General features: G+C 71.0%; 23 protein-coding genes. 16 read left to right on the plus strand and 7 right to left on the minus strand.

All coding sequences use genetic code 11. The features are described from left to right. Positions 1-55: 55 nt before the first annotated feature. From IE209_RS29735 to IE209_RS29755, 5 genes are all read left to right on the plus strand, one after another. Positions 56-598, plus strand: coding sequence for a hypothetical protein (locus tag IE209_RS29735; protein ID WP_189690507.1), 543 nt, complete (start codon positions 56-58; stop codon positions 596-598). Positions 599-695: 97 nt separating this feature from the next. After that, entirely contained in the window at positions 696-2,063 is a 1,368-nt protein-coding gene (gorA, locus tag IE209_RS29740) for a glutathione-disulfide reductase (protein WP_189690508.1), read from the plus strand. A gap of 30 nt (positions 2,064-2,093) precedes the next feature. Further along, complete coding sequence (locus IE209_RS29745; protein ID WP_189690509.1) at positions 2,094-3,590, plus strand: AMP nucleosidase; 1,497 nt, start codon at positions 2,094-2,096, stop codon at positions 3,588-3,590. Between the two features lie 6 nt (positions 3,591-3,596). Next, positions 3,597-4,763 (plus strand): GGDEF domain-containing protein, encoded by a 1,167-nt coding sequence (locus IE209_RS29750; protein WP_189690510.1) that lies wholly within the window; start codon positions 3,597-3,599, stop codon positions 4,761-4,763. Positions 4,764-4,813: 50 nt separating this feature from the next. After that, a complete protein-coding gene (locus tag IE209_RS29755) occupies positions 4,814-5,218 on the plus strand; it encodes a phage holin family protein (RefSeq protein WP_189690511.1) in 405 nt (134 codons plus the stop codon). Positions 5,219-5,230: 12 nt separating this feature from the next. On the opposite strand, the gene IE209_RS29760 is transcribed toward IE209_RS29755, so the two are convergent. After that, a complete protein-coding gene (locus IE209_RS29760; protein WP_189690512.1) occupies positions 5,231-6,298 on the minus strand; it encodes an alpha/beta fold hydrolase in 1,068 nt (355 codons plus the stop codon). Positions 6,299-6,319: 21 nt separating this feature from the next. Then, on the minus strand, positions 6,320-7,483 hold the full coding sequence (locus tag IE209_RS29765; RefSeq protein WP_189690513.1) for a mandelate racemase/muconate lactonizing enzyme family protein: 1,164 nt from the start codon (positions 7,481-7,483) through the stop codon (positions 6,320-6,322). Positions 7,484-7,577: 94 nt separating this feature from the next. Between IE209_RS29765 and IE209_RS29770 the strand changes: the two genes are divergently transcribed. After that, the gene (locus IE209_RS29770) at positions 7,578-8,483 is read left to right on the plus strand and encodes a LysR substrate-binding domain-containing protein (RefSeq protein WP_189690514.1); all 906 of its coding nucleotides are present in this window, start codon (positions 7,578-7,580) and stop codon (positions 8,481-8,483) included. Between the two features lie 7 nt (positions 8,484-8,490). On the opposite strand, the gene IE209_RS29775 is transcribed toward IE209_RS29770, so the two are convergent. Then, positions 8,491-9,195, minus strand: coding sequence for a TetR/AcrR family transcriptional regulator (locus IE209_RS29775; RefSeq protein WP_189690515.1), 705 nt, complete (start codon positions 9,193-9,195; stop codon positions 8,491-8,493). 89 nt (positions 9,196-9,284) lie between these two features. Between IE209_RS29775 and IE209_RS29780 the strand changes: the two genes are divergently transcribed. Together IE209_RS29780 and IE209_RS29785 are read left to right on the plus strand one after the other, a co-directional pair. Continuing rightward, positions 9,285-10,247, plus strand: a complete 963-nt coding sequence (locus tag IE209_RS29780) for a VOC family protein (protein WP_189690516.1) — start codon at positions 9,285-9,287, stop codon at positions 10,245-10,247. Beyond that, positions 10,244-11,149 carry a c-type cytochrome gene (locus IE209_RS29785; protein ID WP_189690517.1) on the plus strand — a complete coding sequence of 302 codons (906 nt, stop codon included), beginning with the start codon at positions 10,244-10,246 and terminating at the stop codon, positions 11,147-11,149. Before IE209_RS29780 ends, IE209_RS29785 begins: the two co-directional genes overlap by 4 nt. A gap of 15 nt (positions 11,150-11,164) precedes the next feature. Here the strand turns inward: IE209_RS29785 and IE209_RS29790 are convergent, their stop codons facing one another. Next, positions 11,165-12,334 carry a mechanosensitive ion channel family protein gene (locus tag IE209_RS29790; RefSeq protein WP_189690518.1) on the minus strand — a complete coding sequence of 390 codons (1,170 nt, stop codon included), beginning with the start codon at positions 12,332-12,334 and terminating at the stop codon, positions 11,165-11,167. Between the two features lie 80 nt (positions 12,335-12,414). Next, positions 12,415-13,389: a LysR family transcriptional regulator gene (locus IE209_RS29795; protein ID WP_189690519.1), complete on the minus strand. Its 975-nt coding sequence runs from the start codon at positions 13,387-13,389 to the stop codon at positions 12,415-12,417. A gap of 79 nt (positions 13,390-13,468) precedes the next feature. Between IE209_RS29795 and IE209_RS29800 the strand changes: the two genes are divergently transcribed. After that, positions 13,469-14,497 carry a Rieske 2Fe-2S domain-containing protein gene (locus IE209_RS29800; protein ID WP_189690520.1) on the plus strand — a complete coding sequence of 343 codons (1,029 nt, stop codon included), beginning with the start codon at positions 13,469-13,471 and terminating at the stop codon, positions 14,495-14,497. Between the two features lie 30 nt (positions 14,498-14,527). Then, complete coding sequence (locus IE209_RS29805) at positions 14,528-15,631, plus strand: BMP family ABC transporter substrate-binding protein (protein WP_189690521.1); 1,104 nt, start codon at positions 14,528-14,530, stop codon at positions 15,629-15,631. A gap of 17 nt (positions 15,632-15,648) precedes the next feature. On the opposite strand, the gene purT is transcribed toward IE209_RS29805, so the two are convergent. Continuing rightward, positions 15,649-16,875, minus strand: coding sequence for a formate-dependent phosphoribosylglycinamide formyltransferase (gene purT / locus IE209_RS29810; protein WP_189690522.1), 1,227 nt, complete (start codon positions 16,873-16,875; stop codon positions 15,649-15,651). 38 nt (positions 16,876-16,913) lie between these two features. Beyond that, positions 16,914-17,879 carry a Bug family tripartite tricarboxylate transporter substrate binding protein gene (locus IE209_RS29815; RefSeq protein ID WP_189690523.1) on the minus strand — a complete coding sequence of 322 codons (966 nt, stop codon included), beginning with the start codon at positions 17,877-17,879 and terminating at the stop codon, positions 16,914-16,916. A 181-nt stretch (positions 17,880-18,060) separates the two neighbouring features. On the opposite strand from IE209_RS29815, the gene IE209_RS29820 reads away from it, so the two are divergent. The 6 genes from IE209_RS29820 to IE209_RS29845 all read left to right on the plus strand — a co-directional run bounded on the left by IE209_RS29820 (position 18,061) and on the right by IE209_RS29845 (position 23,283). Further along, positions 18,061-19,470, plus strand: a complete 1,410-nt coding sequence (locus tag IE209_RS29820; RefSeq protein WP_189690524.1) for an 8-oxoguanine deaminase — start codon at positions 18,061-18,063, stop codon at positions 19,468-19,470. A gap of 45 nt (positions 19,471-19,515) precedes the next feature. Beyond that, complete coding sequence (locus IE209_RS29825) at positions 19,516-20,304, plus strand: DUF72 domain-containing protein (RefSeq protein ID WP_189690525.1); 789 nt, start codon at positions 19,516-19,518, stop codon at positions 20,302-20,304. A gap of 53 nt (positions 20,305-20,357) precedes the next feature. Beyond that, complete coding sequence (locus IE209_RS29830) at positions 20,358-20,594, plus strand: AbrB/MazE/SpoVT family DNA-binding domain-containing protein (protein ID WP_229883131.1); 237 nt, start codon at positions 20,358-20,360, stop codon at positions 20,592-20,594. A 3-nt stretch (positions 20,595-20,597) separates the two neighbouring features. Continuing rightward, a complete protein-coding gene (locus IE209_RS29835) occupies positions 20,598-20,993 on the plus strand; it encodes a type II toxin-antitoxin system VapC family toxin (protein WP_189690526.1) in 396 nt (131 codons plus the stop codon). A gap of 102 nt (positions 20,994-21,095) precedes the next feature. Beyond that, the gene (locus IE209_RS29840; RefSeq protein WP_189690527.1) at positions 21,096-22,115 is read left to right on the plus strand and encodes a LacI family DNA-binding transcriptional regulator; all 1,020 of its coding nucleotides are present in this window, start codon (positions 21,096-21,098) and stop codon (positions 22,113-22,115) included. 109 nt (positions 22,116-22,224) lie between these two features. Then, positions 22,225-23,283 carry a LacI family DNA-binding transcriptional regulator gene (locus IE209_RS29845; RefSeq protein ID WP_229883132.1) on the plus strand — a complete coding sequence of 353 codons (1,059 nt, stop codon included), beginning with the start codon at positions 22,225-22,227 and terminating at the stop codon, positions 23,281-23,283. The last annotated feature ends 37 nt before the right edge of the window (positions 23,284-23,320 follow it).

A 23,320-nucleotide genomic window follows, 5' to 3' on the forward strand; every position in this document is an offset into this window, starting at 1 on the left:
CCCGCAGCCACGTGGCCGCCTCGGCGCTGCCTTCACGAAAGATCCGGGCTAGCTTATGCCCGACCTGCCCAAGGCCGCGCTCGAACGCGCGATCTTCGTGGAGTTCGCGCAGCGCTGGCGCGCCGACATCGACCTGGCCTCGGTCACCAGCGGCAACCCGAACGCGCGCGAGCCCGACATTCTTGCGAAGTCGGCCGAAAGCGACGAACCGCTGGCCATCGAACTCGTGCGCCTGACCGAGCAGGACAGCCAGATGCTGGCACGCCAGGCGCCGCGGCTGCCGCCGGCCGACGCCCCGCCGGCCCGGCTGCCCCCCATGGCCAGCGCGGTCGATGCGTTCTCGCGCAAGTTCAAGAAGGCCGAGGCCGGGCTGTACGACGGCGTGGAGGCCAGCCGCCTGGAGCTGCTGGCCTGGTCCGACCACCTCGCCACGCCCTGGCCCCAGGTGCTGGCCAGCGCCGAGGTCTGGCTGAGGCACTACGCCAGTGCCGAGCACTTCGCCGCGGTCTGGCTCTGGCGCCGGCCCGATTTCCCGGGCGACCCTGCGCAATCGGCCTGGGTCTGGTCGCACACCGGCGGCCTGCAACGCTTCGGCTGAGCGCCATGGGCCCGTGCGGACCACGGGCAAACCGGCCCCGCGCGCGGCCACCGCCGATCTGCGCGATCATGCCGCCGCCACAACAATGACCAAGACCATGGACCGATTCGACTACGACCTGCTGGTGCTCGGCGGCGGCAGCGGCGGCGTGCGCGCCGCCCGCATGGCGGCCCAGCGCGGCGCCCGCGTGGCCCTCGTGGAAGCCGCGGCACTCGGCGGCACCTGCGTGAACGTGGGCTGCATCCCCAAGAAGCTTTACAGCTATGCCGCCGGCTATGCCGAGGCCTTCGAGGAGGCCGCGGGCTTCGGCTGGCGCGTGCCCGAGCCGCGCTTCGACTGGGCCACGCTCAAGGCCAACCGCGCCAGGGAGATCGGCCGGCTCAACGGCATCTACCGCGACCTGCTCAAGGGCGCGGGCGTCGAGGTCGTCGAGGGCTGGGGCCTGCTGGCGGACGCGCACACGCTGCAGGTCGGCCAGCGCCGCATGACCGGTCGCCACATCCTGGTCGCGACCGGCGGCACGCCCTTCCTGCCCGAGATCGCGGGGCGCGAGCTGGCCCTGAGTTCCGACCAGATGTTCGACCTCGACCCCTTCCCAAAGCGGCTGGTGGTGGTAGGCGGCGGCTACATCGCCTGCGAGTTCGCGTCCATCTTCCGCGGGCTCGGGGCCGAGGTCACGCAGTTGCAACGCGGCGGGCGCATCCTCTCGTCCTTCGACCAGGACATCAGCCGCTTCCTCGCCTCCGAGATGGGCAAGACCGGCATCGACCTGCGCCTGAACGCCCAGGTCGAACGCATCGCGCACACGCCCAAGGGCCTGCACCTCACGCTGGCCGGCGGCGATCTGCTGGACGCCGATGCCGTGCTGTTCGCCACCGGCCGGCGCCCCAACACCGCCAACATCGGCCTGGAGGCCGCGGGCGTGCGGCTGGACGCGCAGGGCGCCGTGGTGGTGGATGCCCACTACCGCAGCAGCGTGCCCTCCATCTTCGCTCTGGGCGATGTGTCCACCGAGATGCAGCTCACCCCCGTGGCCACGGCCGAGGCCATGGCCCTGGTGGACCACCTGCTCGGCCCGGCCCCCGGCAAGGCGGCGCGCACGGTGTCCTACGAGTACATCCCGACGGCCGTCTTCACACACCCGCCGGTCGGCACCGTGGGCTACACCGAGGAAGCGGCGCGCGCCGAATTCGGCCGCGTCACGGTATTCCGCACCGAGTTCAAGCCGCTCAAGCACACGCTGTCGGGCCGCGGCGAGCGCACGCTCATGAAACTGGTGGTCGACGCCGCCTCCGACCGCGTGGTCGGCCTGCACATGGTGGGCCCGGATGCCGGCGAGATCGTGCAGGGCTTTGCCGTGGCGCTGCGCGCAGGCGCCACCAAGGCGGTGTTCGACGGCACCATCGGCATCCACCCGACAGCCGCCGAGGAATTCGTGACCCTGCGGGAGCCTGCGCCCGAATAAGCTGTCGCCGGGGCGCTGCACAATGGGCGCATGCCCTATCTGCCGCCCTTCATCGCCCCGACGCTCTACACCGACCCTGCCGCCGCGCTGGCGCAGGTCCAGCGCATCTACGCGCAGCAGATCGAGCATTTGCGCGAGGCCATGGCGCGTTTCGTGGCCGGCGAGACGCTGCCGGGCCATGTGCGGGCCTGCTACCCCTTCGTGCGCGTGCACACCGAGACCCTGTCCCGCGCCAAGGTCGAGGACGAGCTCGACCGCCTGGCCTACGGCTTCGTGGCCGGCGCCGGCCGCTTCGAGACCACGCTGACGCGGCCCGACCTGTACGGCAACTACTACCTGGAGCAGTTCCGCCTGCTGCTGCAGAACCACCAGGTGCCGCTGGAAGTCGGCATCAGCAACCAGCCCATCCCGGTGCACTTCTCGTTCGCCGAGAACGACCATGTGGAAGGCAGCATGAGCGCGGAGCGCCGCGGCCTCATGCGCGACGTGTTCGACCTGCCCGACCTGGCGGCCATGGACGACGGTATCGCCAACGGCACCTACAACCCGCGGCCGGGCGAGCCGCAGCCGCTGGCGCTGTTCACCGCGCCGCGCGTGGACTACTCGCTGCACCGGCTGCGCCACTACACGGGCACGGCGCCCGAGTGGTTCCAGAACTTCGTGCTGTTCACCAACTACCAGTTCTACATCGACGAGTTCGTGCGCATGGGCCACGAGGCCATGGCCGACGAAAACAGCGAGTACATCGCCTTCGTCGAGCCCGGCAACGTGGTCACGCGGCGCAAGGACCTCGCGCCGCAGGACATCGACGCCTTCGGCGCGCAGCCGCCGCGGCTGCCGCAGATGCCGGCCTACCACCTGATCCGGCCCGACCACACCGGCATCACCATGGTCAACATCGGCGTGGGCCCGGCCAACGCCAAGAACATCACCGACCACATCGCCGTGCTGCGCCCGCACGCCTGGCTCATGCTGGGCCACTGCGCGGGCCTGCGCAACACGCAGCAGCTGGGCGACTACGTGCTGGCCCACGGCTACGTGCGCGAGGACCACGTGCTGGACGAGGAACTGCCGCTGTGGGTGCCGATCCCGGCGCTGGCCGAGATCCAGCTCGCGCTGGAGAAGGCCGTGCGCGACGTCACGCAGCTCGAGGGCCCGGAACTCAAGGGCGTGCTGCGCACCGGCACCGTGGCCAGCACCGACAACCGCAACTGGGAGCTGCTGCCCGACAACAAGGCCCAGCTGCGCTTCAGCCAGAGCCGCGCCGTGGCGCTGGACATGGAGAGCGCCACCATCGCGGCCAACGGGTTCCGCTTCCGCGTGCCCTACGGCACCTTGCTGTGCGTGTCCGACAAGCCGCTGCACGGCGAGATCAAGCTGCCCGGCATGGCCAACCACTTCTACCGCGAGCGCGTGGACCAGCACCTGCGCATCGGCATCCGCGCGGCCGAACTGCTGCGTGCCCAGGGCATCGACCAGTTGCACAGCCGCAAGCTGCGCAGCTTCGCGGAAGTCGCGTTCCAGTAAGCCGCGGTGCAGCTCGACGCGCTGTCCCTGATGACGGTGGCGATGGTCAACCTCGTGACCATCTCGCTGGCCTTGCCGCTCGTCATGGGCAAGAGCCTGACACCGGCCGCCCGCGCGGCGCAGCGGGCGCTGCTGCTGCTCACGTCCGGCTGGACGGCACTGGTGGTGTCCGAATACCTGGTGTCCTCCTACGTGCTGTCGGTGCTGGCCATGGCCGGCCTGTCGGCCAGCCTGGTGCTGCTGCACCGCGCGCTGAGCGGCTGGCTGGGGCCGCGCCGCGGCGGGCGCACACTGCTGCTGCTGGCCGTCGCCATGCCGCTGGGCTATGCCTTCTCCTTCAGCCACTACCCGCTGCGCGTGGGCTGGTCCAACTTCCTGCTGGCCGCCATGCTGGTTCTGCTGGCGCGCGCCACGCTGGTCGCGCGCCGCCATGCCGGGCGCCACTGGCGGCTGCTGTTGCTGGCCTGCTTCGCCATCATGGCCGTGCTGACCGCCGCGCGCGGCGTGCTCGGTGCGTTCTTCACGGCGGCCTACCCCACCTTTCTGTCGCCCAACCCGGTCAACATCGCGGCCGCACTGGCCGTCAACATGGCCGTGGTGCTGGGCACGGTGGCGCTGCTGGTGGCCTGGCGCGACGAGGCCGACGACCGGCTGCGCACCATGGCCAACACCGACAGCCTCACCGGCCTGCCGAACCGCCGCGGCTTCATGGAGCGCGCCGAGGCACTGTTCGCCAACGCCCACCGCTACCGCCAGCCGCTGGCCGTGCTGATGCTGGACCTGGACCACTTCAAGCACATCAACGACAGCTACGGCCACGACCGCGGCGACGACGCGCTGCGCCTGTTCGCCCAGATGCTGCGCGAGACGCGCCGCACCGGCGACCTGGCCGGCCGGCTCGGCGGCGAGGAGTTCTGCGTGGTGCTGCCCTCCAGCCAGCGCCACACCGCCAGCGGCTTCGACCAGCGCCTGCGCGCGCGCTTGCAGCAGCGCAGCGAGGAGGAGCTGGGCTTCACGCTGTCCTACAGCGCCGGCGTGGCCGCCATGACCGACGGCGACGCCACGCTGGCCGGCCTGCTCGCGCGCGCCGACGCCGCGTTGTACGAGGCCAAGCACGGCGGCCGCGGCATGCTCTTGATGGGCGACAGCGGCTCCGGCCACACCGTGGTCTGACGCCCGGGGCACCGCCCATCCGCCGCCGGGCGCGCTGTTAGCATCCACCGATGCTCGACCAGCTCTCTCCCTTCCTGATCCACTGGGCCATCACGGCCCTGTCGCTGTGGGTCGCCAGCCACATCTTCCGCGGCGTGAAGTTCGACAGCACGGGCGCGCTGGTCGTGTCCGCGCTGCTGCTGGGCTTTGCCAACGCCATCGTCAAGCCGCTCTTGATCGTGCTGACGCTGCCGCTCACGCTCGTGACCTTCGGCCTGTTCCTGCTGGTCATCAACGCGCTCGTGATCCTGCTCGTGGCGGCGCTGGTCAAGGGCTTCCGGATCTCGGGCTTCTGGACGGCCGTGTTCGCGAGCCTGTTCGTCTCGGTGCTCAGCATCGTGATCGGCGCCTTCGTCGGCGGCAGCGACCCGGCCCAGCAGATCCAGATGCCGCAGGGCAGCGGCAACTGGCTGTAGCGCCGCGGGCTGTTAGCGCGCGGCGCCGGGAGGCACGCTGCGCAGCACCTCGGCCAGCCCGTCCTTCCACCACCGGGCCTGCCCCGTCGTGCCATGCCCACTCGTCTGCGCGCTGGCCGGAACCAGCAGGATGCGGCCGTTCCTGACGCGGCGCATGCCCTGCTCCAGCAGGCCCAGCTCCGGTGGGTTGCGCTCGTCGTCGGCGGAGTTGATGGCCAGCACCGTCGCCTCGATGCGTTCGAGCTGTCCTGAGGCATCGTAGTCGCGCGACGCGTCCCACTGGTAGATGTGGTCGTTGGCGTCGCCGACGGCGGACGCGGCCAGTTGCCGGTCCACCAGTGCGTCCGCCTGCGTGCGCGTCGGCGCATCGTTCTGCAGTTTCTGCGTGCCGCCGCTCGTTGCGAGGCCGAAGTAGGCCAGCGCAAAACCCAGGCCCGGCGGCTGTGCGGTGTAGTTGCCGTTGGCCCAGGCCGGATCGCGCTGGATCGATTCGACCAGCAGGCGGCGCATCATCCAGTTGCGCCCGGACATGGCCGCCGGCACCGAGGCCATGGGCACGGCGATGTCCATGTAGCCGGGATACTTCTGCGCCCACATCCAGGCCTGCATGCCGCCCATGGAATTGCCCAGCACCAAGCGCACATGGCCCAGGCCCAGGTGTTCGCGCACGAGGCGGTACTGGGCCTGCACCATGTCCTCGTAGTTGTACCTGGGGAAGGCCATGCGCAGGCCATCGGACGGCTTGCTGGACGCGCCGGCACCGATCGCGTCGGGCAGGATGATGTAGTACTTGCGCGCATCCAGCGGCTGCCCCGGGCCGAACAGCTCGCCCGCGAAGGCCGGCGTCAGCATGCGCTCGCCCGACCCGGCCGTGCCGTGCAGCACCACCACCGGTTCGCCTTGGGGATCGCCCACCGTGGTGTAGGCCAGGCGCAGCTGCGGCAGCACCTCACCGGTGTGGAAGCGGAAGTCGTTGAGCACCCATTCCTTCTTCTGCGGCGCCGGGTAGTCCGCGGCGCCTGCCGCGCCGGCAAAGACCATGGGCAGCGCGAGCGCCGCGCCGAGAAGAGGAATGCGCATGGGTGTCTCCTGGTTGTGGGTTCAGGCTGCCAGGGACTTCATCTCCGCGTACAGATCGGACTTGCCCTCGAAGCCGATGCCCGGCAGCTCCGGCATCGTCATGTGGCCCGCCTCCACGCGCACGCCGTCCGGGAAGCCACCGTAGGGCTGGAACAGGTCGGGGTAGGACTCGTTGCCGCCCAGGCCCAGGCCGGCCGCGATGTTGAGCGACATCTGGTGGCCCCCGTGCGGGACGCAGCGGCGCCAGGACCAGCCATGGGCCTTGAGCATTTCCAGCGTGCGCAGGTACTCCACGAGGCCGTAGCTCAGCGCGCAGTCGAACTGCAGCCAGTCGCGGTCCGCGCGCATGCCGCCGTAGCGGACCAGGTTGCGCGCGTCCTGCATCGAGAACAGGTTCTCGCCCGTGGCCATGGGGCCTTCGTAGTGCTCGGCCAGGCGCGCCTGCAGCTCGTAGTCCAGCGGGTCGCCGGCCTCTTCGTACCAGAACAGCGGGTACTGGCGCAGCGCCTTGGCGTAGGCAATGGCCGTCGGAAGATCGAAGCGGCCGTTGGCGTCCACGGCCAGCTGGCAGCCCGGCGGCAGCATCTTGAGCACGGCCTCGATGCGCGCGCAGTCCTCGGCCAGCGGCGCGCCGCCGATCTTCATCTTGACCACCGTGTAGCCGCGGTCCAGGTAGCCCTGCATCTCGGCCTTCAGTCCCTCCAGCCCCTTGCCGGGGTAGTAGTAGCCACCGGCCGCATAGACGAAGACGCGCGGGTCGGCCTGCGTGCCCTGGCGCTCGGCCAGCAGGCGGAACAGTGGCTTGTTCTCGATCTTGGCGACGGCATCCCAGACCGCCATGTCGATGGTGCCCATGGCCACCGAGCGCTCGCCATGGCCGCCGGGCTTCTCGTTCTTGAACATCGTGGCCCAGACCTTGTGCGCGTCCAGGTTGTCGCGCGCATCGTCGCGCAGGCTGTCGGGCGCGGCCTCCAGGATGCGCGGCGCGAAGCGCTCGCGGATCAGCCCGCCCTGGCCGTAGCGGCCGTTGGAGTTGAAGCCGTAGCCGACCACGGGCTTGCCGTCGCGGATGACGTCGGTGACGACGGCCACAAGGCTCAGTGTCATCTTGGAAAAGTCGATGAAGGCGTTGGCGATCGGCGAGGCGATCGGGGCGGTGCGTTCGAGGATGTTGACGATGCGCATGGCGGGTTCCTGTTGAAGTGGGTCGATGCTAGGCAAGATCCTGCAATCTCTGAAGTGGTATGTTTTCTCGCTTGAGATTCCATTCCGAGATGCCATGCATGCTTACGACCCGACCTCCCTGCGCCTGTTCGTCGCCGTCTGCGAGGAGCGCAACATCGCGCTGGCCGCGCAGCGCGAGGCCATCGTGCCCTCGGCCGTGAGCAAGCGCATCGCGCAGATGGAGGCCCAGGCCGGCACCCCGCTGCTGGCCCGCGGACGCCGCGGCGTGGCCCTGACGCCGGCCGGCGAGACGCTGTGGCGCTACGCGCGCGAGGCACTGCAGCTGCTCGAGCGCATGCAGGCCGAGCTCACGGCCTATGCCGAGGGCGTGCAGGGCCAGGTGCGCGTGTTCGCCAGCATGTCGGCACTGGCGCAGTTCCTGCCCGCGGACGTGGGCCGCTTCGCGCGCGAGTACGCCCAGGTGCGCGTGAGCATGGAAGAGCGCGAAATCTGGGAGGTGGTGCGCGGCGTGGAGGAAGGCCGGGCCGACATCGGCGTGTGCTGGGACGCGGTCGACCTGGGCCGGCTGCAGCGCTTCGCCTACCGCGAGGACCGTCTGGCCGTGGTGCTGCCCACCGGCCACGCGCTGGCCGGCCGCAAGCGCCTGCGCTTCGCCGACACGCTGGACCACGAGCATGTGGACATCCTGGGCCGCAGCATCATGAAGACCACGCAGCAGCGCCAGGCCGCGATCGCCGGCAAGCCGCTGCGCACGCGGCTGCAGGTGGCCACGGTGGACGCGGCCTGCCGCATCGTCGCCGCGCAGCTGGCACTGGCCATCGTGCCGCGCGAAGAGGCGCGGCTGTTCGAGCAGCCGCTGGGCCTGGCGGTGGTGCCGCTGGCCGACGACTGGGCCCGCCGGCGCTTCGTGCTGGCGGTGCGCGATGCCAAGGCGCTCACGCCAGCGGCACGGCTGCTGCTGGACAGCCTGCGCGCCGGCGCCGGCCAGCCGGCTGGCTGATCGCCGCTCAGGCCAGGCGACGCCGCGCCCTCGCAGCCAGCGGCGCGGCCGGCAACGCGAAGGGGGGCAAGGGCCGCGCCATCACCTCGGCCGCGTCGGCCGGCGCCATGCCCAGGCCGCACAGCACCATCTGCAGCAGCTCGGACACATAGGCCTGCGGCGCGGCCACCTCGCCCTCAGCGATGCGCGTCATGGCCCGCAAACAGGTGCCGAACACCATGTCGATGGCGGCCTCCTCGTCCGCCACCCGGAAGCGCCCTTGCGAGCGGGCCAGCCGCAGGTCGCCCAGCGAATAGGGCTTGATCAGTTCGATGACCTGCGGGAAGGCCATCGACAGCTGCATCAGCAGAAGCGCCCAGGCCGGACTGGTCTCGCCCAGCCACAGGAAGCGGCGCATGCCGATGCTCATGCGCTGTGCGCCGTCCTCGATGCCCTGGTAGCTCTGCACCACGCGCTCGTTGAGCGTGGTGGACAAGGCCACGGCCAGCGCCTCGAAGATCTCCTCCCGCGTGCGGAAGTGGTTGTAGACCGTGCCCGGCGCCATGCCGGCCACGCGCGCGATCTCCTGGATGCTGGTGCCGGCCAGGCCACGCGCCGACAGCACCTGTACCGCCGCCTGCAGCAGCTGGCGCCGGGTGCGCTCGCGCTTGGGCGGGCGCTCGCCATCCTCAGGAAGGAGGAAATGCGCAAGCGGCTCCGGCAGCGCCGGCATTGACGACCATCCAAAAACGGGATCAGAATTCATTTTTGAATAGCAAGTTCAATTTTGCTTTCTTCATCACTTTTTAGGAGGATACCGCAATGGCCATGCCCCTTCGCCTCGCCTACCTCGTGTTCGAGGTCCGCAAACCCGCGCGCTGGCAGCGCTTCATGCAGGAGATGCTGGGTCTGCCCGCACCCACATTGCATGCCGACGGCAGCGCCGGCTGGCGCGTGGACGGGGCCTGCCAGCGCCTCGTGACCGTGCCAGGCAGCCGCGACGACCTGTTGGCGCTGGGCCTGGAGTGCGCCGACGCCGCCCATCTCGACCGCCTGCTCGAACGCCTGCGCGACGCCGGCCACGCCCCCAGTCCGGCCGACCCGGCCCTGTGCCGCCAGCGCGGCGTGCGCGCCCTGTGGTGGCTGCATGATCCCGCCCAGGGCCGGGTCGAGCTGTGCCTGGGCCTGGAGCAGGCCGCCACGCCGTTCGCCAGCGCGGCCTTCCCCGACGGCTTCGAGACAGGCGCCCTGGGCCTGGGACACGTGGTGCTGGTCGCGCACGAGCTGTCGGCCATGGAGGCCTTTTACGGCCTGCTGGGCTTCGGCGTGACGGAGCGGCTGGACACGCGCGTCGGCCCGGTCCACATGCGCGGCACCTTTCTGCACTGCAACCGGCGCCACCACTCGCTCGCCCTGTTCGACGTGCCCGGGTCCCAGCGCATCCACCATTTCATGCTGCAGGCACGCGCCACACGCGACGTGGGCCGCGCCTTCGAACGCGCCGGGGCGCTGGGGGTGCCACTGGCGCTCGAACTGGGCCAGCACCCCGATCCGGACGGCACCTTGTCGTTCTACGGCGAGACGCCATCCGGCTTCGCCTTCGAGATCGGCGCGCAGACGCGCGAGATCGACCCCGCCTGCTGGCGCACCATGCACACCCAGCAGACCAGCGCCTGGGGGCACCGGCCGCGGCTGCGGCTGAAGCTCAAGATGGCCCGCGAACTGCTCAAGGCCCGCCTGCGCGGGCGCCAGCCGCGCAGCGCCGCACGCGGAGACGCGCTGTGAGGCCCTGGCTGCGCCGCAGCCTGTGGGGCGCCCTGGGCCTGGCGCTGCTGGCTGGCGCGGCCGTGGCGGCCGGCATGCGGCTGGCCGAGCGCAAGATGCAGCGCCAGCTGGTGCTGCAGGTGGCCGATGTGCCCCTGCGCGAGGATGCAGCCAGCGTGGAACGCGGACGCTATCTGTTCGCCTCGCGCGGCTGTGTCGATTGCCACGGCGCCAACGGCGCCGGCCGTACCTTCATCGACGACCCGAACGGCATGCTGGTGCGCGGCCCCAACCTGACACCGGGCGCGCACAGCGCCGTGCGCGGCTACCGCAGCATCGACTGGGTGCGCATCCTGCGCCATGGCGTCAAGCGCGACGGCCGGCCCGCGCTGGTCATGCCGAGCGAGGACTACAACCGCCTCACCGACGACGATCTGGCCGCGTTGGTGGCCCATGTACGTCAGCTGCCAGCGGTGGACGGCGAGCCCGGCGCCGTGCGCCTGCCACCGCCCGTCAAGCTGCTCTATGCACTGGGCGTGGTGCAGGATGCCTACGAGAAGATCGACCACCGCCTGCCGCCGCAGCAGCCGGTGGCCGAGGGCGTGACGCCCGCGCACGGTGCCTATGTGGCCAACATGTGCCTGGGTTGCCACGGCCCCGGTCTGTCGGGTGGCAGGATACCCGGCGGCCCGCCGGACTGGCCCGCGGCCTCGAACCTGACCTCGGGCGAGGGCAGCGTGATGCCGCGTTATGCCAGTGCCGAGCAGTTCCGCCGCATGCTGGCCACGGGCAAGCGTCCGGACGGCACGGCTGTGAGCCCGGTGATGCCGTTCGGCTCGCTGCAGGCCATGAGCGCCACCGATGCCGACGCGCTGTACCTGTACCTCAAGGCCTTGCCGCCGCGGCCGGCGGGCGGGCGCTGAACCGTCCGGTGTGGCTCAGACCGGATTCGGCGAAGGCGGCTGCGGCTGCACCGGCGGCATGGGCTGCGCCGGGCCGGGCGGCAGCGGCCGCTCGGCCAGGCCCTGCGTGACCGACTGCGGCGGCTCGCCACCGCGCAATTCAGCCCGCGTGAGCGGCAGATGCTCGGGGTACTCGCGCGCGATGAAGGCGATCAGACCTTCGCGCAGGAAGCAGCGCAGGTCCCAGGCCTTGCCCGAATCGGACGCCGTGCACAGCAGCCGCAGCTGCATGGTCCGCTCGGTGGTGTCGGTCACCTGCAGCAGGCACAGCCGCTTGTCCCAGTGCGGCGAGGCTTCGCACAGGCGCTGCGCCTCGGCCCGCAGCGGCTCCAGCGGCAGCCGGTAGTCCACCCACAGGAACACCGTGCCGATGATGTCCGAACTGGTGCGCGTCCAGTTCTGGAACGGGTTCTCGATGAACCAGCGCAGCGGAATGATGAGCCGGCGCTGGTCCCAGATGGCCAGCACCACGTAGGTCCCGGTGATGGCCTCCACGCGGCCCCACTCGCCCTGCACGATGAGCACGTCGTCGAGCCGGATCGGCTGTGCCAGCGCCAGCTGCAGCCCGGCGATGAGGTTGCCGAACACCGGCTGCGCCGCCATGCCCACCACCAGGCCGACCACGCCCGCGGACGCCAGCAAACTGGCGCCGAACTGGCGGGCGCCCGGAATGCTCATCAGCATCAGCGCCACGCCGGCCAGGCCGACCACCACCATCACGGTGCGCGACAGCACCTTGGCCTGCGTGTGGATGCGCCGCGCATGCAGGTTGTCCACCACGTTCAGCGGGTGCTGGTCGACCACGCCCTGGCCCACGCCGGCCACGGCGCGCAGCCCCACCCAGGTCAGACAGGCCAGCAGCAGCAGGCTGTTGAGCTGGCGGATGGAGCCGATCAGGGGGATGTCGTCGGGCGCGCCCTGCCACACCACCTGCAAGGCCAGGAACATGAGCCACCAGCGCGCGGCCGGCCGCACGAAACGCACCACGGTGGAGGCCACCGGCATGCCGCGCGTGACGCGCGCGAGCACCAGCGCGCCGGCGCGGTGGGCGATCCAGGCGAGCACCACGGCGACCGCCGCAGCCGCCAACAAGCCCAGCGCCGACGAATCGGTCCAGGCCAACAAGGCATTCCATTGCGTCTGCATAGCCGCGGCATGCTAGCCGCGGCGGCAAAGGGCTTTCGGAAGCCGAGAAATGGCCGTCCAGGCCGCGACCCAGGTCGTCGTCACGGCCTTGGCGATGGCGCAGGCCCTCCGCCGCGCGGCGCGCGCCCCGGGCTGCCCACGTACTGGTGCAGTTCCGCGATCTCGTCGATGCAGCCTGCGATCATGTCGATGAAGCCGCGCAGCTTGCGCGCCATGAAGCGCTGCTTCTGGTAGACCGCATAGACCCGCAGCGGCTCGGTGTGCCACCCCGGCAGCACCACGCGCAGGCCACCGGCCTGCACCTCCGGCGCACAGAAGAAGTCCGGCAGCGCGGCGATGCCCAGTCCGTCGAGGCAGAAGGTCTTCAGCACCCAGTAGTCGTTGGTGTCCGCGGCGACGCGCGGGGTCCAGGTGAAAGACGCGTCGCGCCCATTCAGTTGCAGCCCGGCCCGGCCCGCCAAGCGTTCGCGCAGCACCACCGCCACATGGTCCGCCAGGTCTGCGGGGCGTTGCGGCGGCGCGTGACCCGCCAGGTAGCGCGGGCTCGCGTACAGGCTGTAGGCCAGGCGGCCGAGCGGCTTGGCCACGAGGTGGGGCAGGTCTGGCGGCTCCGAGCAGAGGTAGCAATCGACGGTGTCGATGGCCGGCGAGGCCGGCCGGTCCGCAATCGCCAGCGTGCAGCGCACGTTCGGGTGCTGGTCGATGTAGCGGCGCACCATGCCGCACAGGAAGGTGGTGCTGAAGTGGGTGTCGGTCAGCACCGTCAGGCTGCCCGCATCGCCACTGGCCATGTCGCGCACCTGGGCCTGTGCCGAGGCCAGGCCGTCCTGCAGCTGCACCAACAACCGCTCGCCATGGGCATGGAAGGCGCGGCCGGCCTCGGTGGGCGACAGGCGCCGCGCCGAGCGCACGACCAACTGCACGCCGAGCAGTTCCTCCAGCCGTGCGACCTGCCGGCTCAGCGTGGCCTTGGGCACGCCGCTGTCGGCCGCGGCCCGGGTCAGGCTGCCGCTGCGCATCAGCAGCACGAAGGCTTCCACCAGTTTGATGTCCATGGGGCTGTTCCATTTTTGGGACGATTGTTCCCGGTCCGTGGCCTATGCGTGCAAGCGGCGCGCCAGTACGCTGACCGCCATGAGCACGACACCCGACCACGATCCCCTGCGCCACGAATGGCTGCCGGTCGCCAATGCCTCTGCCATCTGCGTGCAGCAGCCGCTGGCGTTCACGCTGGCGGGCGAGAAACTGGTGGCCTGGCGCGACACCGCCGGCCAGGCCCATGTGTGGCGCGACCGCTGCCCGCACCGCGGCGCAGCGCTGTCGCTGGGCCAGGTGGTGGGCGACACGCTGGTCTGCCCGTACCACGGCTGGGTCTTCGGCGGCGATGGCCGCTGCCAGCGCATGCCGGCCCATCCCGGTTTCGAACCGCCCGCCAAGGCCGCCGCCCGTGCGCTGGCGGTGCGCGAGCGCTACGGCATCGTGTGGGCCTGCCTGGACGATCCGGCGCGCGAACTGGCGCTGTTCCCCGAATACGACCTGCCGGGTACCCGCTGCATCCATCTCGCGCCGCTGGAGGTGCGGACCTCGGCGCCGCGCCTGGTGGAGAACTTCCTGGACATGGCCCACTTCGCATTCGTGCATGGCGGCATCCTGGGCGACCTCGCGCACACCGAAGTGCGCGGCTACGCGGTCGAGAGTTCGCCGCAGGGCGTCGTCGCGCGCGACTGCTTCGCCTGGCAACCGGCCGGCTTTCCGGGCCAGGAGGGCGACGAGGTCGAGTACGTCTACGAGGTGCGCCGGCCGATCGTCGCCATGCTGACCAAGCGCACGGCGCCGCGGCCTGGCGCCGTGCCCGAGGTGCTGCACCTGCTGCTGGCGCTGGCACCCGTGGACGAGTGCCGCACGCGCGCCTGGCTGGTCAGCGTATTCGATGGCAACACCAGCGCATCGGACCAGGCTCTGCACGACTTCAACGCGGATATCTTCCAGCAGGACGTGCCCATCGTCGAGTCGCAGTCGCCGCGCTGGCTGCCGCTGGAGCCCGGCGCCGAACTGCCGCAGGCGGCCGACCGGATGTCCATCGCCTACCGGCGCTGGCTGGTCCAGGGCGGCTGGTCCTACGGCACATCCCTGGGCCGCGCGGCCCGCCAGGCGGCTGCCTGATCCCTTTCCACCGACGACCACGAAGACAGCATGGCACCCGATACCTCTCCTTTCCCCTCGACCCGCCGGCAGCTGCTGCGCCACGGTGGCGCCCTGGCGCTGGCTGGCGCCGGCCTGCCGGCACGGGCCCAGGCGGCGCCGCTGAAGGTCGGCATCGTCTACGTGTCGACGCTGGGCGCGGTCGGCTGGACCCGGCAGCACGACCTGGCGCGGCGTGCCATGGAGCAGGCGTTTCCCGGCCGCCTGCAGGTCAGTGCCGTGGAGGGCATGTCCAACCCGGTCGATGCGGCGCGCGTGTTCCGCGAACTGGCTGCCAGCGGCCACAAGCTGGTGATCGGCACCAGCTTCTCGCACATGCAGCCCATGCTGCAGGCGGCGGCCGATTTCCCGGACGTCGCCTTCGAGCATTGCTCGGGCCTGAAGACCCTGGCCAACCTGGGCACCTTCGAGGCCCGCTACTTCGAGGGCACCTACCTGGCCGGTGTGCTGGCCGGCGCCATGAGCAAGAGCGGCACCATCGGCTTCATCGGCGGCTTTCCGGTGCCCGACATCGTGGGGCCGGCCAACGCCCTGCTGATCGGCGCGCGCAGCGTGAACCCCGCCATGCGCTGCCGCACGCTGTGGCTCAATTCCTGGTACGACCCGCCGAAGGAGCAGAGCGCGGCCACCACGCTGCTGAACGCCGGTGCCGATGTGCTGGTCTCGATGACCGACACCGCCACCACCGTGAAGGTGGGCGAGGAGCGCGGCGCCTGGACCATCGGCTATGCCAGCGACATGCGCTCCGTCGGGCCGACGCGCCAGCTCACCGCGTTCACGCTGGACTGGGCGCAGGTCTACATCGACGCGGCGCGGCGCGTGCTCGAGGGCCGCTGGAAGCCGTCCGAGCGCTGGCTGGGCCTGCAGTCCGGCGTGGTGAAGATGGCGCCCTACAACCCCGCGGTGCCGGCCGCCACGCTGGCCCAGGTCGCCGAGCGTGAACGCGCCATCGCGCAGGGCCGCCTGCACCCATTCGCAGGGCCGTTGCGGGACACGGCCGGCAAAGTGCGGGTCGCCGCCGGCGAGACACTGGCCGAGGCGCAGATCCGCGGCATCGACTGGCTGGTCGACGGCATGGTGGGCTCGCTGGGCTGACGCGGCCCCCTGGCAGCTCAGGCGGTGCGGGGCCGCACCAGCGCGGCGGCGCGCTTGGCGTTCACGCGGGCCTGCTCGACGTCGGCATCGCGCGCCAGCAGCACGCCCATGCGGCGCTTGACGAAACTTTCGGGCTTGCCGAACAGGCGGATCTCGGTGCCCGGCACCTGCAGCGCCTCGGCCACGCCGTCGAACACGATGCCCTGGGCATCCACGCCGCCATAGACCACGGCGCTGGCGCCCGGGGTCTTGAGGCTGGTGTCCACGGGCAGGCCCAGGATGGCACGCGCGTGCAGCTCGAACTCGTTCTGCCACTGGGTGACCATGGTCACCATGCCGGTGTCGTGCGGGCGCGGGCTGACTTCGCTGAACCAGACCTGTTCGCCCTTGACGAACAGCTCCACGCCGAACAGGCCCAGGCCTGCGGGCTGCCCGTCCAGGCCGCGGCCCAGATCGTCGGTCACGGCCTTGGCGATGGCGCGGGCCTTCTCCAGCGCGGCGGGGTGCATGGGGTGCGGCTGCCAGCTCTCCACGTAGTCGCCGCTGACCTGCACATGGCCGATGGGGTCGCAGAACTGCGTCTGCACGCTGCCGTCGGCGGCGCGCGCACGCACGGTCAGCAAGGTGATCTCGTAGTCGAAATCGATGAAGCCCTCGACGATCACGCGGCCATGGCTCACGCGGCCGCCGGCCATGGCGACCTCCCAGGCCTTGCGCACATCGGCCGGTCCGTCGATCTTGCTCTGGCCCTTGCCCGAGCTGCTCATGACGGGCTTGACCACGCAGGGGTAGCCGATGCCGGCGTCGATGGCAGCGTGCAGTTCCTCCAAGGAATCACAGAACTTGTAGGGGCTGGTCGCCAGGCCCAGCGTCTCGGCGGCCAGGCGGCGGATGCCTTCGCGGTCCATGGTCAGCCGCGCGGCGCGCGCCGTGGGCACCACGCGCACGGTGCCGGCGGCTTCCAGCTCCGCCAACGCGGGCGTGGCGATGGCCTCGATCTCGGGCACGACCCAGTCGGGCTTTTCCTTCTCGATCAGCGCCTTGAGCGCGGCCGGATCGCTCATCGCGATGGTGTGGGCGCGGTGCGCGACCTGCTGGCCGGGCGCGTTGTCGTAGCGGTCCACCGCGATCGCCTCCACGCCCAGCCGCTGCAGCGCGATCAGCACTTCCTTGCCGAGTTCGCCGGAGCCCAGCAACATGACGCGCGTGGCGTGGGAGGACAGGGGGGTGCCGAAGGTGGTCATGGTCTGTGCGCCGAAGGACTGGAGAAAGCGCGCGATTATCAGTCCAGCTTGGCGCCGGAGGCCTTCACCGCGGCAGCCCAGCGCGGCATCTCGGCCGCCAGGAACTTGCCGAAGTCCGCGCTGCCCAGGTAGGCCGGGTCGGCGCCCTGCGCCACCATGCGGCTCCTCACCTCGGGGTTGTTCAGCACCTGGCCGAAGGCATCGCTGAGCTTGGCCGTCACGTCGGCCGGCAGCCCGGCCGGCGCCAGGAAGCCGTAGAAACCCACGACCTCGAAGCCCTTGAAGCCGGACTCGATCACGGTGGGCACCTCGGGCAGCGCCGGGTTGCGCTCGCGGCTCGTCACGGCCAGCGCGCGCACCTTGCCCTGCTTGGCGTAGGCCGCCGCCTGCGGGATGGATTCGGCCATGAACTGCACCTGCCCGGCCATGAGGTCGGTGAAGGCCGGCGCGCTGCCGCGGTAGGGGATGTGGACCATGAACAGCCCGGCCGCGTTCTTGAACATCTCGGGCACCAGGTGGCTGATGCCGCCGTTGCCGGCCGAGCCGTAGTTGACCTGGCCGGGCTTGGCTTTCGCATAGTCGGCGAACTCCTTGAGCGTCTTGACGGGCAGCTGCGGCGTGACCAGCAGGGCCAGCGGTTGCATGGCCGTGCGCGCGATCGGAGTGAAGTCCTTGAGCGTGGCGTAGGGCAGGCGGCTGTACAGCGCCGGGTTGATGACCATCACGCCGGTGTTGGCCAGCATCAGCGTGTAGCCGTCGGCGGGCGCCTTCATGACGTCCTGCGCCCCCACGGTGCCGCCCGCGCCGGACTTGTAGTCGACCACGATGGGCTGGCCCAGCACCGCCTGCAGCTTGTCGGCCAAGAGGCGCGCATGCTGGTCCAGCGGGCCGCCGGCCGGAAAGCCGATCACGATGCGGATGGGTTTTTCGGGGAAGGCGGCCTGGGCCAGCGGGGCCAGGGCCAGCAGCGCGCAGGCGGCCAGATGTCGCAGGGTCTTGGGCATGGGGGGAGTCTCCTCTTCGCGGATGCGGAGCGGCCATCATAGGACCGCCCTCCTCCGTTCCAACGCACGGCATGGCGGACCGACGCGCGGCCGGACGATCTGTCGCAGCACGGGCCCGCCCGGCACAACGGTTGCTATCCTGCCGCTTCAACCCGCCGCGGCCGTGCGCTGCTCCAAACCCATGCCCAATGAAGCCCCCCTCCTGATCCTGCGCCATGCCGACGTGCTGGTGACCATGGACGATGCGCGCCGCGAGATCGCGGACGGCGCCGTCGTGGTGCAGGGCCCGGCGATTGCCTGGGTCGGCCCCAGCGACGCGCTGCCGGCGCCCTATGCCCAGGCGCTGGCCGCGGGCCGCGCCGAGGCCATCGACCTGCACGGCCATGTGCTGATGCCGGGGCTGGTCAACACCCACCACCACATGTACCAGAGCCTCACGCGCGCGGTGCCCGAGGCGCAGGACGCCGAGCTGTTCGGCTGGCTCGGCAGCCTGTACCCGCTGTGGGCCCGGCTCACGCCCGAGATGGTCCACGTGTCGGCCAAGACGGCGATGGCCGAGCTGCTGCTGTCGGGCTGCACCACCACCAGCGACCACCTGTACCTGTATCCCAACGGCAGCCGGCTCGAGGATGCGATCGAGGCCGCCGCGGCCATGGGCATGCGCTTTCACGCCGCGCGCGGCAGCATGAGCGTGGGCCGCAGTGCCGGCGGGCTGCCGCCCGACGAGGTGGTCGAGCGCGAGGACGCGATCCTGGCCGACAGCCAGCGCCTGATCGAGCGCTGGCACGACCCGGCGCGCCACGCCATGCTGCGCATCGTGCTGGCGCCCTGCTCGCCGTTCTCGGTTTCGCGCGACCTCATGCGCGCCTCGGCCGAACTCGCGCGCGCCACCGGCGTCTCGCTGCACACCCACCTGGCCGAGAACGACAACGACATCGCCTACTCGCGCGAGAAGTTCGGCATGACGCCGGCCGAGTACGCCGAGGACCTCGGCTGGGTCGGCCGCGACGTCTGGCATGCGCACTGTGTCAAGCTGGACGAAGCCGGCATCCGGCTGTTCGGCCGCACCGGCACCGGCGTGGCGCACTGCCCCTGCAGCAACATGCGGCTGGCCTCGGGCATCGCGCCCGTGGGCGCCATGCGCCGCGCCGGCGTGCCGGTGGGCCTGGGCGTGGACGGCAGCGCCAGCAACGACGGCGCCCACCTGCTGGGCGAGGCGCGCCAGGCGTTGCTGCTGGCGCGCGTGGGCTTCGGCCCGGCCGCGATGACGGCGCGCGAGGCGCTGGAGATCGCCACGCGTGGCGGCGCCCAGGTGCTGGGCCGCGACGACATCGGCGCGCTGGCGCCCGGCATGTCGGCCGACCTCGTGGCCTTCGACCTGCGCGGCGTGGGCCATGCCGGCGCCGGCCACGATTCGGTGGCGGCGCTGGTGTTCTGCCAGCCGGCCAACGCCGCGCTGTCGGTCATCAACGGCCGCGTGCGCGTGCAGGGCGGGCACCTGGTGGACTGCGAACTGGCACCGCTGCTGGCGCGCCACCGCGCGCTCGCGCAGCAGCTGGTCGAGGCGGCGCGGCATCCGCACACCGCCTAGCCGCCCGCGCCGCTATGCTGCGGGGCTTCGCAGCAGGAGACCCCCATGAGCATCCGTGTCGGCATCGGTGGCTGGACCTTCGAACCCTGGCGCAACAACTTCTTCCCGGCCGGGCTGCCGCACAGCCAGGAGTTGCACTTCGCGAGCCGCGCCGTGACGGCCATCGAGATCAACGGCACCTACTACAGCACGATGACGCCCAAGAGCTTCGCGCGCTGGCACGACGAGACGCCCGAGGACTTCGTGTTCTCGCTCAAGGCCAACCGCTTCGCGACCAACCGGCGCGTGCTGGCCGACGCGGGCGAGTCCATCACGCGCTTCGTCGAGAGCGGTCTGTCCGAACTCGGCAACAAGCTCGGCCCCATCGTCTGGCAGTTCGCGCCGACCAAGCCCTTCGATGCGCAGGATTTCGAGGCCTTCCTCGCACTGCTGCCCAAGGCCGTGGACGGCCGCGCGCTGCGCCATGTGCTGGACGTGCGGCATCCCAGCTTCATGGTCCCGGCCTACCTCGCGCTGGCGCGGCGCTACGGCTGCGCGACCGTGTTCGCGGACTCCGACAAGTACCCCAGCTTTGCCGACGTGACGGGCGACTTCGTCTATGCGCGGCTCATGCGCAGCCAGGCCGAGTGCCCGACCGGCTACGAAGCCGAGACGCTGGACCGCTGGGCCGACGTGGCGCGCGACTGGGCGCGGGGCGCGACGCCGGCCGGCGCGCCGCTCGTGGAACCGGCCCAGGACAGCGGCCAGGCCCGCGAGGTCTTCGTGTTCTTCATCAACGGCGCCAAGGAGCGCGCGCCGGCCGCGGCGCAGGCGCTGTTGGCCCGACTGCGGTGACCCGTCCCAACCGCCTTAAAATACCCACCTCGTAAAACTCTTGGGAGTGCAGCGTGGCAGCAGTCCTCATCTCTACCAAGGGGCAGGTGGTCTTGCCGGTATCGGTGCGCAAGGCATTGGGGCTCAAGCCCGGTATGCGCGTGAACATCGAAGTGGAGGGCAAGGCCGCACGTCTCACGCCAGCGCCGGCAAAGGCCGCCGCCACGCTGGAGGACGTGCAGGCCATCCTGCGCTACGACGGTCCCCGTGTCCCCATCGACAAGATGCGCGTCACCGGCTACGAAGACTGAGCCATGCGTGCAGTCGACACGAACGTGCTGGTGCGCGCATTCGTCCGGGACGACCCTGCGCAAGCCGCGCGCGCCCAGGCGCTGCTGCGCGCGCAGCAGGTGTTCGTACCGGTGACGGTGGTGCTCGAGCTGGAATGGGTGCTGCGCTCACGCTATGGCTTCGCCCGGGACGTCATCGCGGCGGCCCTGACGATGATCGCCTCGCTGGAGAACGCCGTCATCGGCGAACGCGATGCCGTGCTCGCAGCGACGGCCCATCTGGCGCAGGGATGGGACTTCGCCGACGCACTGCACCATGCGCTGTCTGCGGGATGCGATGGTTTTGCCACCTTCGACAACGCATTGGTGAAGCGTGCCGGCCGCCTGCCGGATGCCTCGCCCGCGGTGGTCCCCGTCTGAGCGCCGCATGAACGACCGAAGCGCCAACCCATTGCTCCGCTGGGCCGACGTCGCGCACGCGCCGGCCGCGGCGCGGGCGCCGATCACGCGGCTCTGAAGCGCATGCCCGTCGAACGCAAGCGTTCCGCCACGATCCGCGATGTGGCCAAGGCCGCCGCGGTCTCGACCGCCACGGTCTCCAAATTCGTCAACGGCAGCCAGCGCTTCTCGGCCGACGTGGAGGCGCGCGTCACGCGCGCCGTGCAGGAGCTGGGCTGGTCGCTGAACCCCATGGCGCGCAGCATCACGACGGGCCAGACCGGCAACATCGGCATCGTCATCCTGGACATCCGCAACCCGCACTTCACGAGCATGGTCAAGGGCGCGGCGCGCGGCGCGGCCGCCGCCGGCCTGAACCTGATCGTGGCCGACGCGGCCGAGAGCAAGGCCCCCGAGCTCGCCGTGCTGCGCGCGCTGGCGCGTCGGGTCGACGGGCTAATCGTCAGCGCGCGCCTGCCCGAGCCCGTGCTGCAGGCGCTGTACGACAGCGGCACGCCCGTGGTGTTCTACGGCGGGCCGCCGCCGCACCCGGCCTACCACAGCGTGTGCTGCGACAACCGGCTGGCCGGCCGCATGCTGGGCAGGCATCTGCGCGACCGCGGCCACCGGCGCATCGGCTACCTCGGCTTTCCGACGGCGCCCTGGAGCGCCGAGCGCTGGCAAGGCGTGCAGGACGCCTTTGCGGGCGAGGACGCGCACTTCATCGCGCACGAGGCCACGGCACCGGTCGCGGCCGAGGGCGAGCGCCTGGCCTCGCTGGTACTGCTGTCGGGCGAGCGGCCCGATGCCGTGGTCGCCTTCAACGACCTGCTGGCCCTGGGCCTGCTCGCCGAAGCCCGGGCGCTGGGCGTGCGCGTGCCCGAGCAGGTGGCCGTGGCCGGCTTCGACAACATCGACTACGGCCGCCTGGGCAGCCCGGCGCTGACCAGCGTGGACATGGCCAGCGAAGCCGTGGGCGAGACCGCCATGCAGCGCCTGGCCGAACTCGTCCAGGGCGCCCCCCGACCGCCGGACCAGCACGCCCACGTGCTGACCTGTCGGCTCGTGGTGCGCGAATCCACGGCGCGCTCTTCCCCCGGGTAATTCCCAGGGTCGCTGCGCTTGACCCTGCAAATGTTATCGATCACCATCGGCGCAAGTTAACCGGTTAACTTCTCGTTGCCGGAGACCCTTGTCTTGTTCCGAGGTTCCATTGACGCCCCACGCCAGCATTCCGCTGAAACAGGAAGTTAACCGGTTAATTTCCGGCATTGCCGAACCGGGACGCCAGCGCGCGACCACCGTGCTGGACGTGGCGCGCGTGGCGGGCGTCTCGGCCATGACGGTGTCGCGCGCACTGAACCAGCCGCAGCGCGTACCGGCCGCGACGCGCCAGCGCGTGCAGGCCGCCGTCGAGGCCACGCACTACGTGCCCAACCTGCTGGCCTGCGGTCTGCGCTCGCGCCGCAGCCGGCTGGTGGCCGCCATCGTGCCGGCGCTGGACAGCACGGTGTTCGGCGAGACGGTGCAGGCGCTGACGACCACGCTGGGTGGCGCCGGCTACCAGCTGATGCTGGGCCAGAGCGGCTATGGCGCGGCCGGCGAAGACGCGCTGTTGCAGGCCATCGTCGGCCGCCGGCCCGATGGCATCGTGCTGGTGGGCGTGGACCACAGCCCCCGGACGCGCGAGCAGTTGGCCGGCTGCGGCGTGCCCGTGGTCGAAACCTGGGATCTGACGCCCACGCCCATCGACATGCTGGTCGGCTTCTCGCATGCGGACGTGGGCGCAGCGGTCTGCCGCTTTCTCGCAGCGCGCGGGCGCCACCACCTGGCCGTGGTCAGCGGCGCGGACGCCCGCGCTGCCCGCCGCACCCAGACCTTCGTCGCCACGGCCGAGGCACTCGGCCTGCCGGCGCCCGCACAGATCGAGGTCACGGTGCCCAGCACGCTGGGCAGCGGCCGGCAGGCGCTGCGCGGGCTGCTGGCGCAGCACGCCGCGGTGGACGGCGTGTTCTGCAGCTCCGACATGCTGGCGCTGGGCGTACTGACCGAGGCCGCGCACCAGGGCATTGCCGTGCCGGGCCGCATCGGTGTGGTCGGCTTTGGCGACCAGCCCTTCGCCGCCGACGCCGAGCCGGCGCTGTCCAGCGTGCGTGTGGACGGTGCGCGCATTGGCCGTGAGGCGGCGCTGCGCGTGGTCGGGCGGATCGCCGGCACGCCCGCACCGACGCTGGACGTGGGCTTTTCGATCGTTTCCAGGCGCTCGGCTTGAGACGGGCCCGCTTCCCCCTTTTCAACAACGAGGAGAT

It is taken from the genome of Pseudorhodoferax aquiterrae (assembly GCF_014652235.1).
GTDB classification, from domain to species: domain Bacteria; phylum Pseudomonadota; class Gammaproteobacteria; order Burkholderiales; family Burkholderiaceae_C; genus Pseudorhodoferax; species Pseudorhodoferax aquiterrae.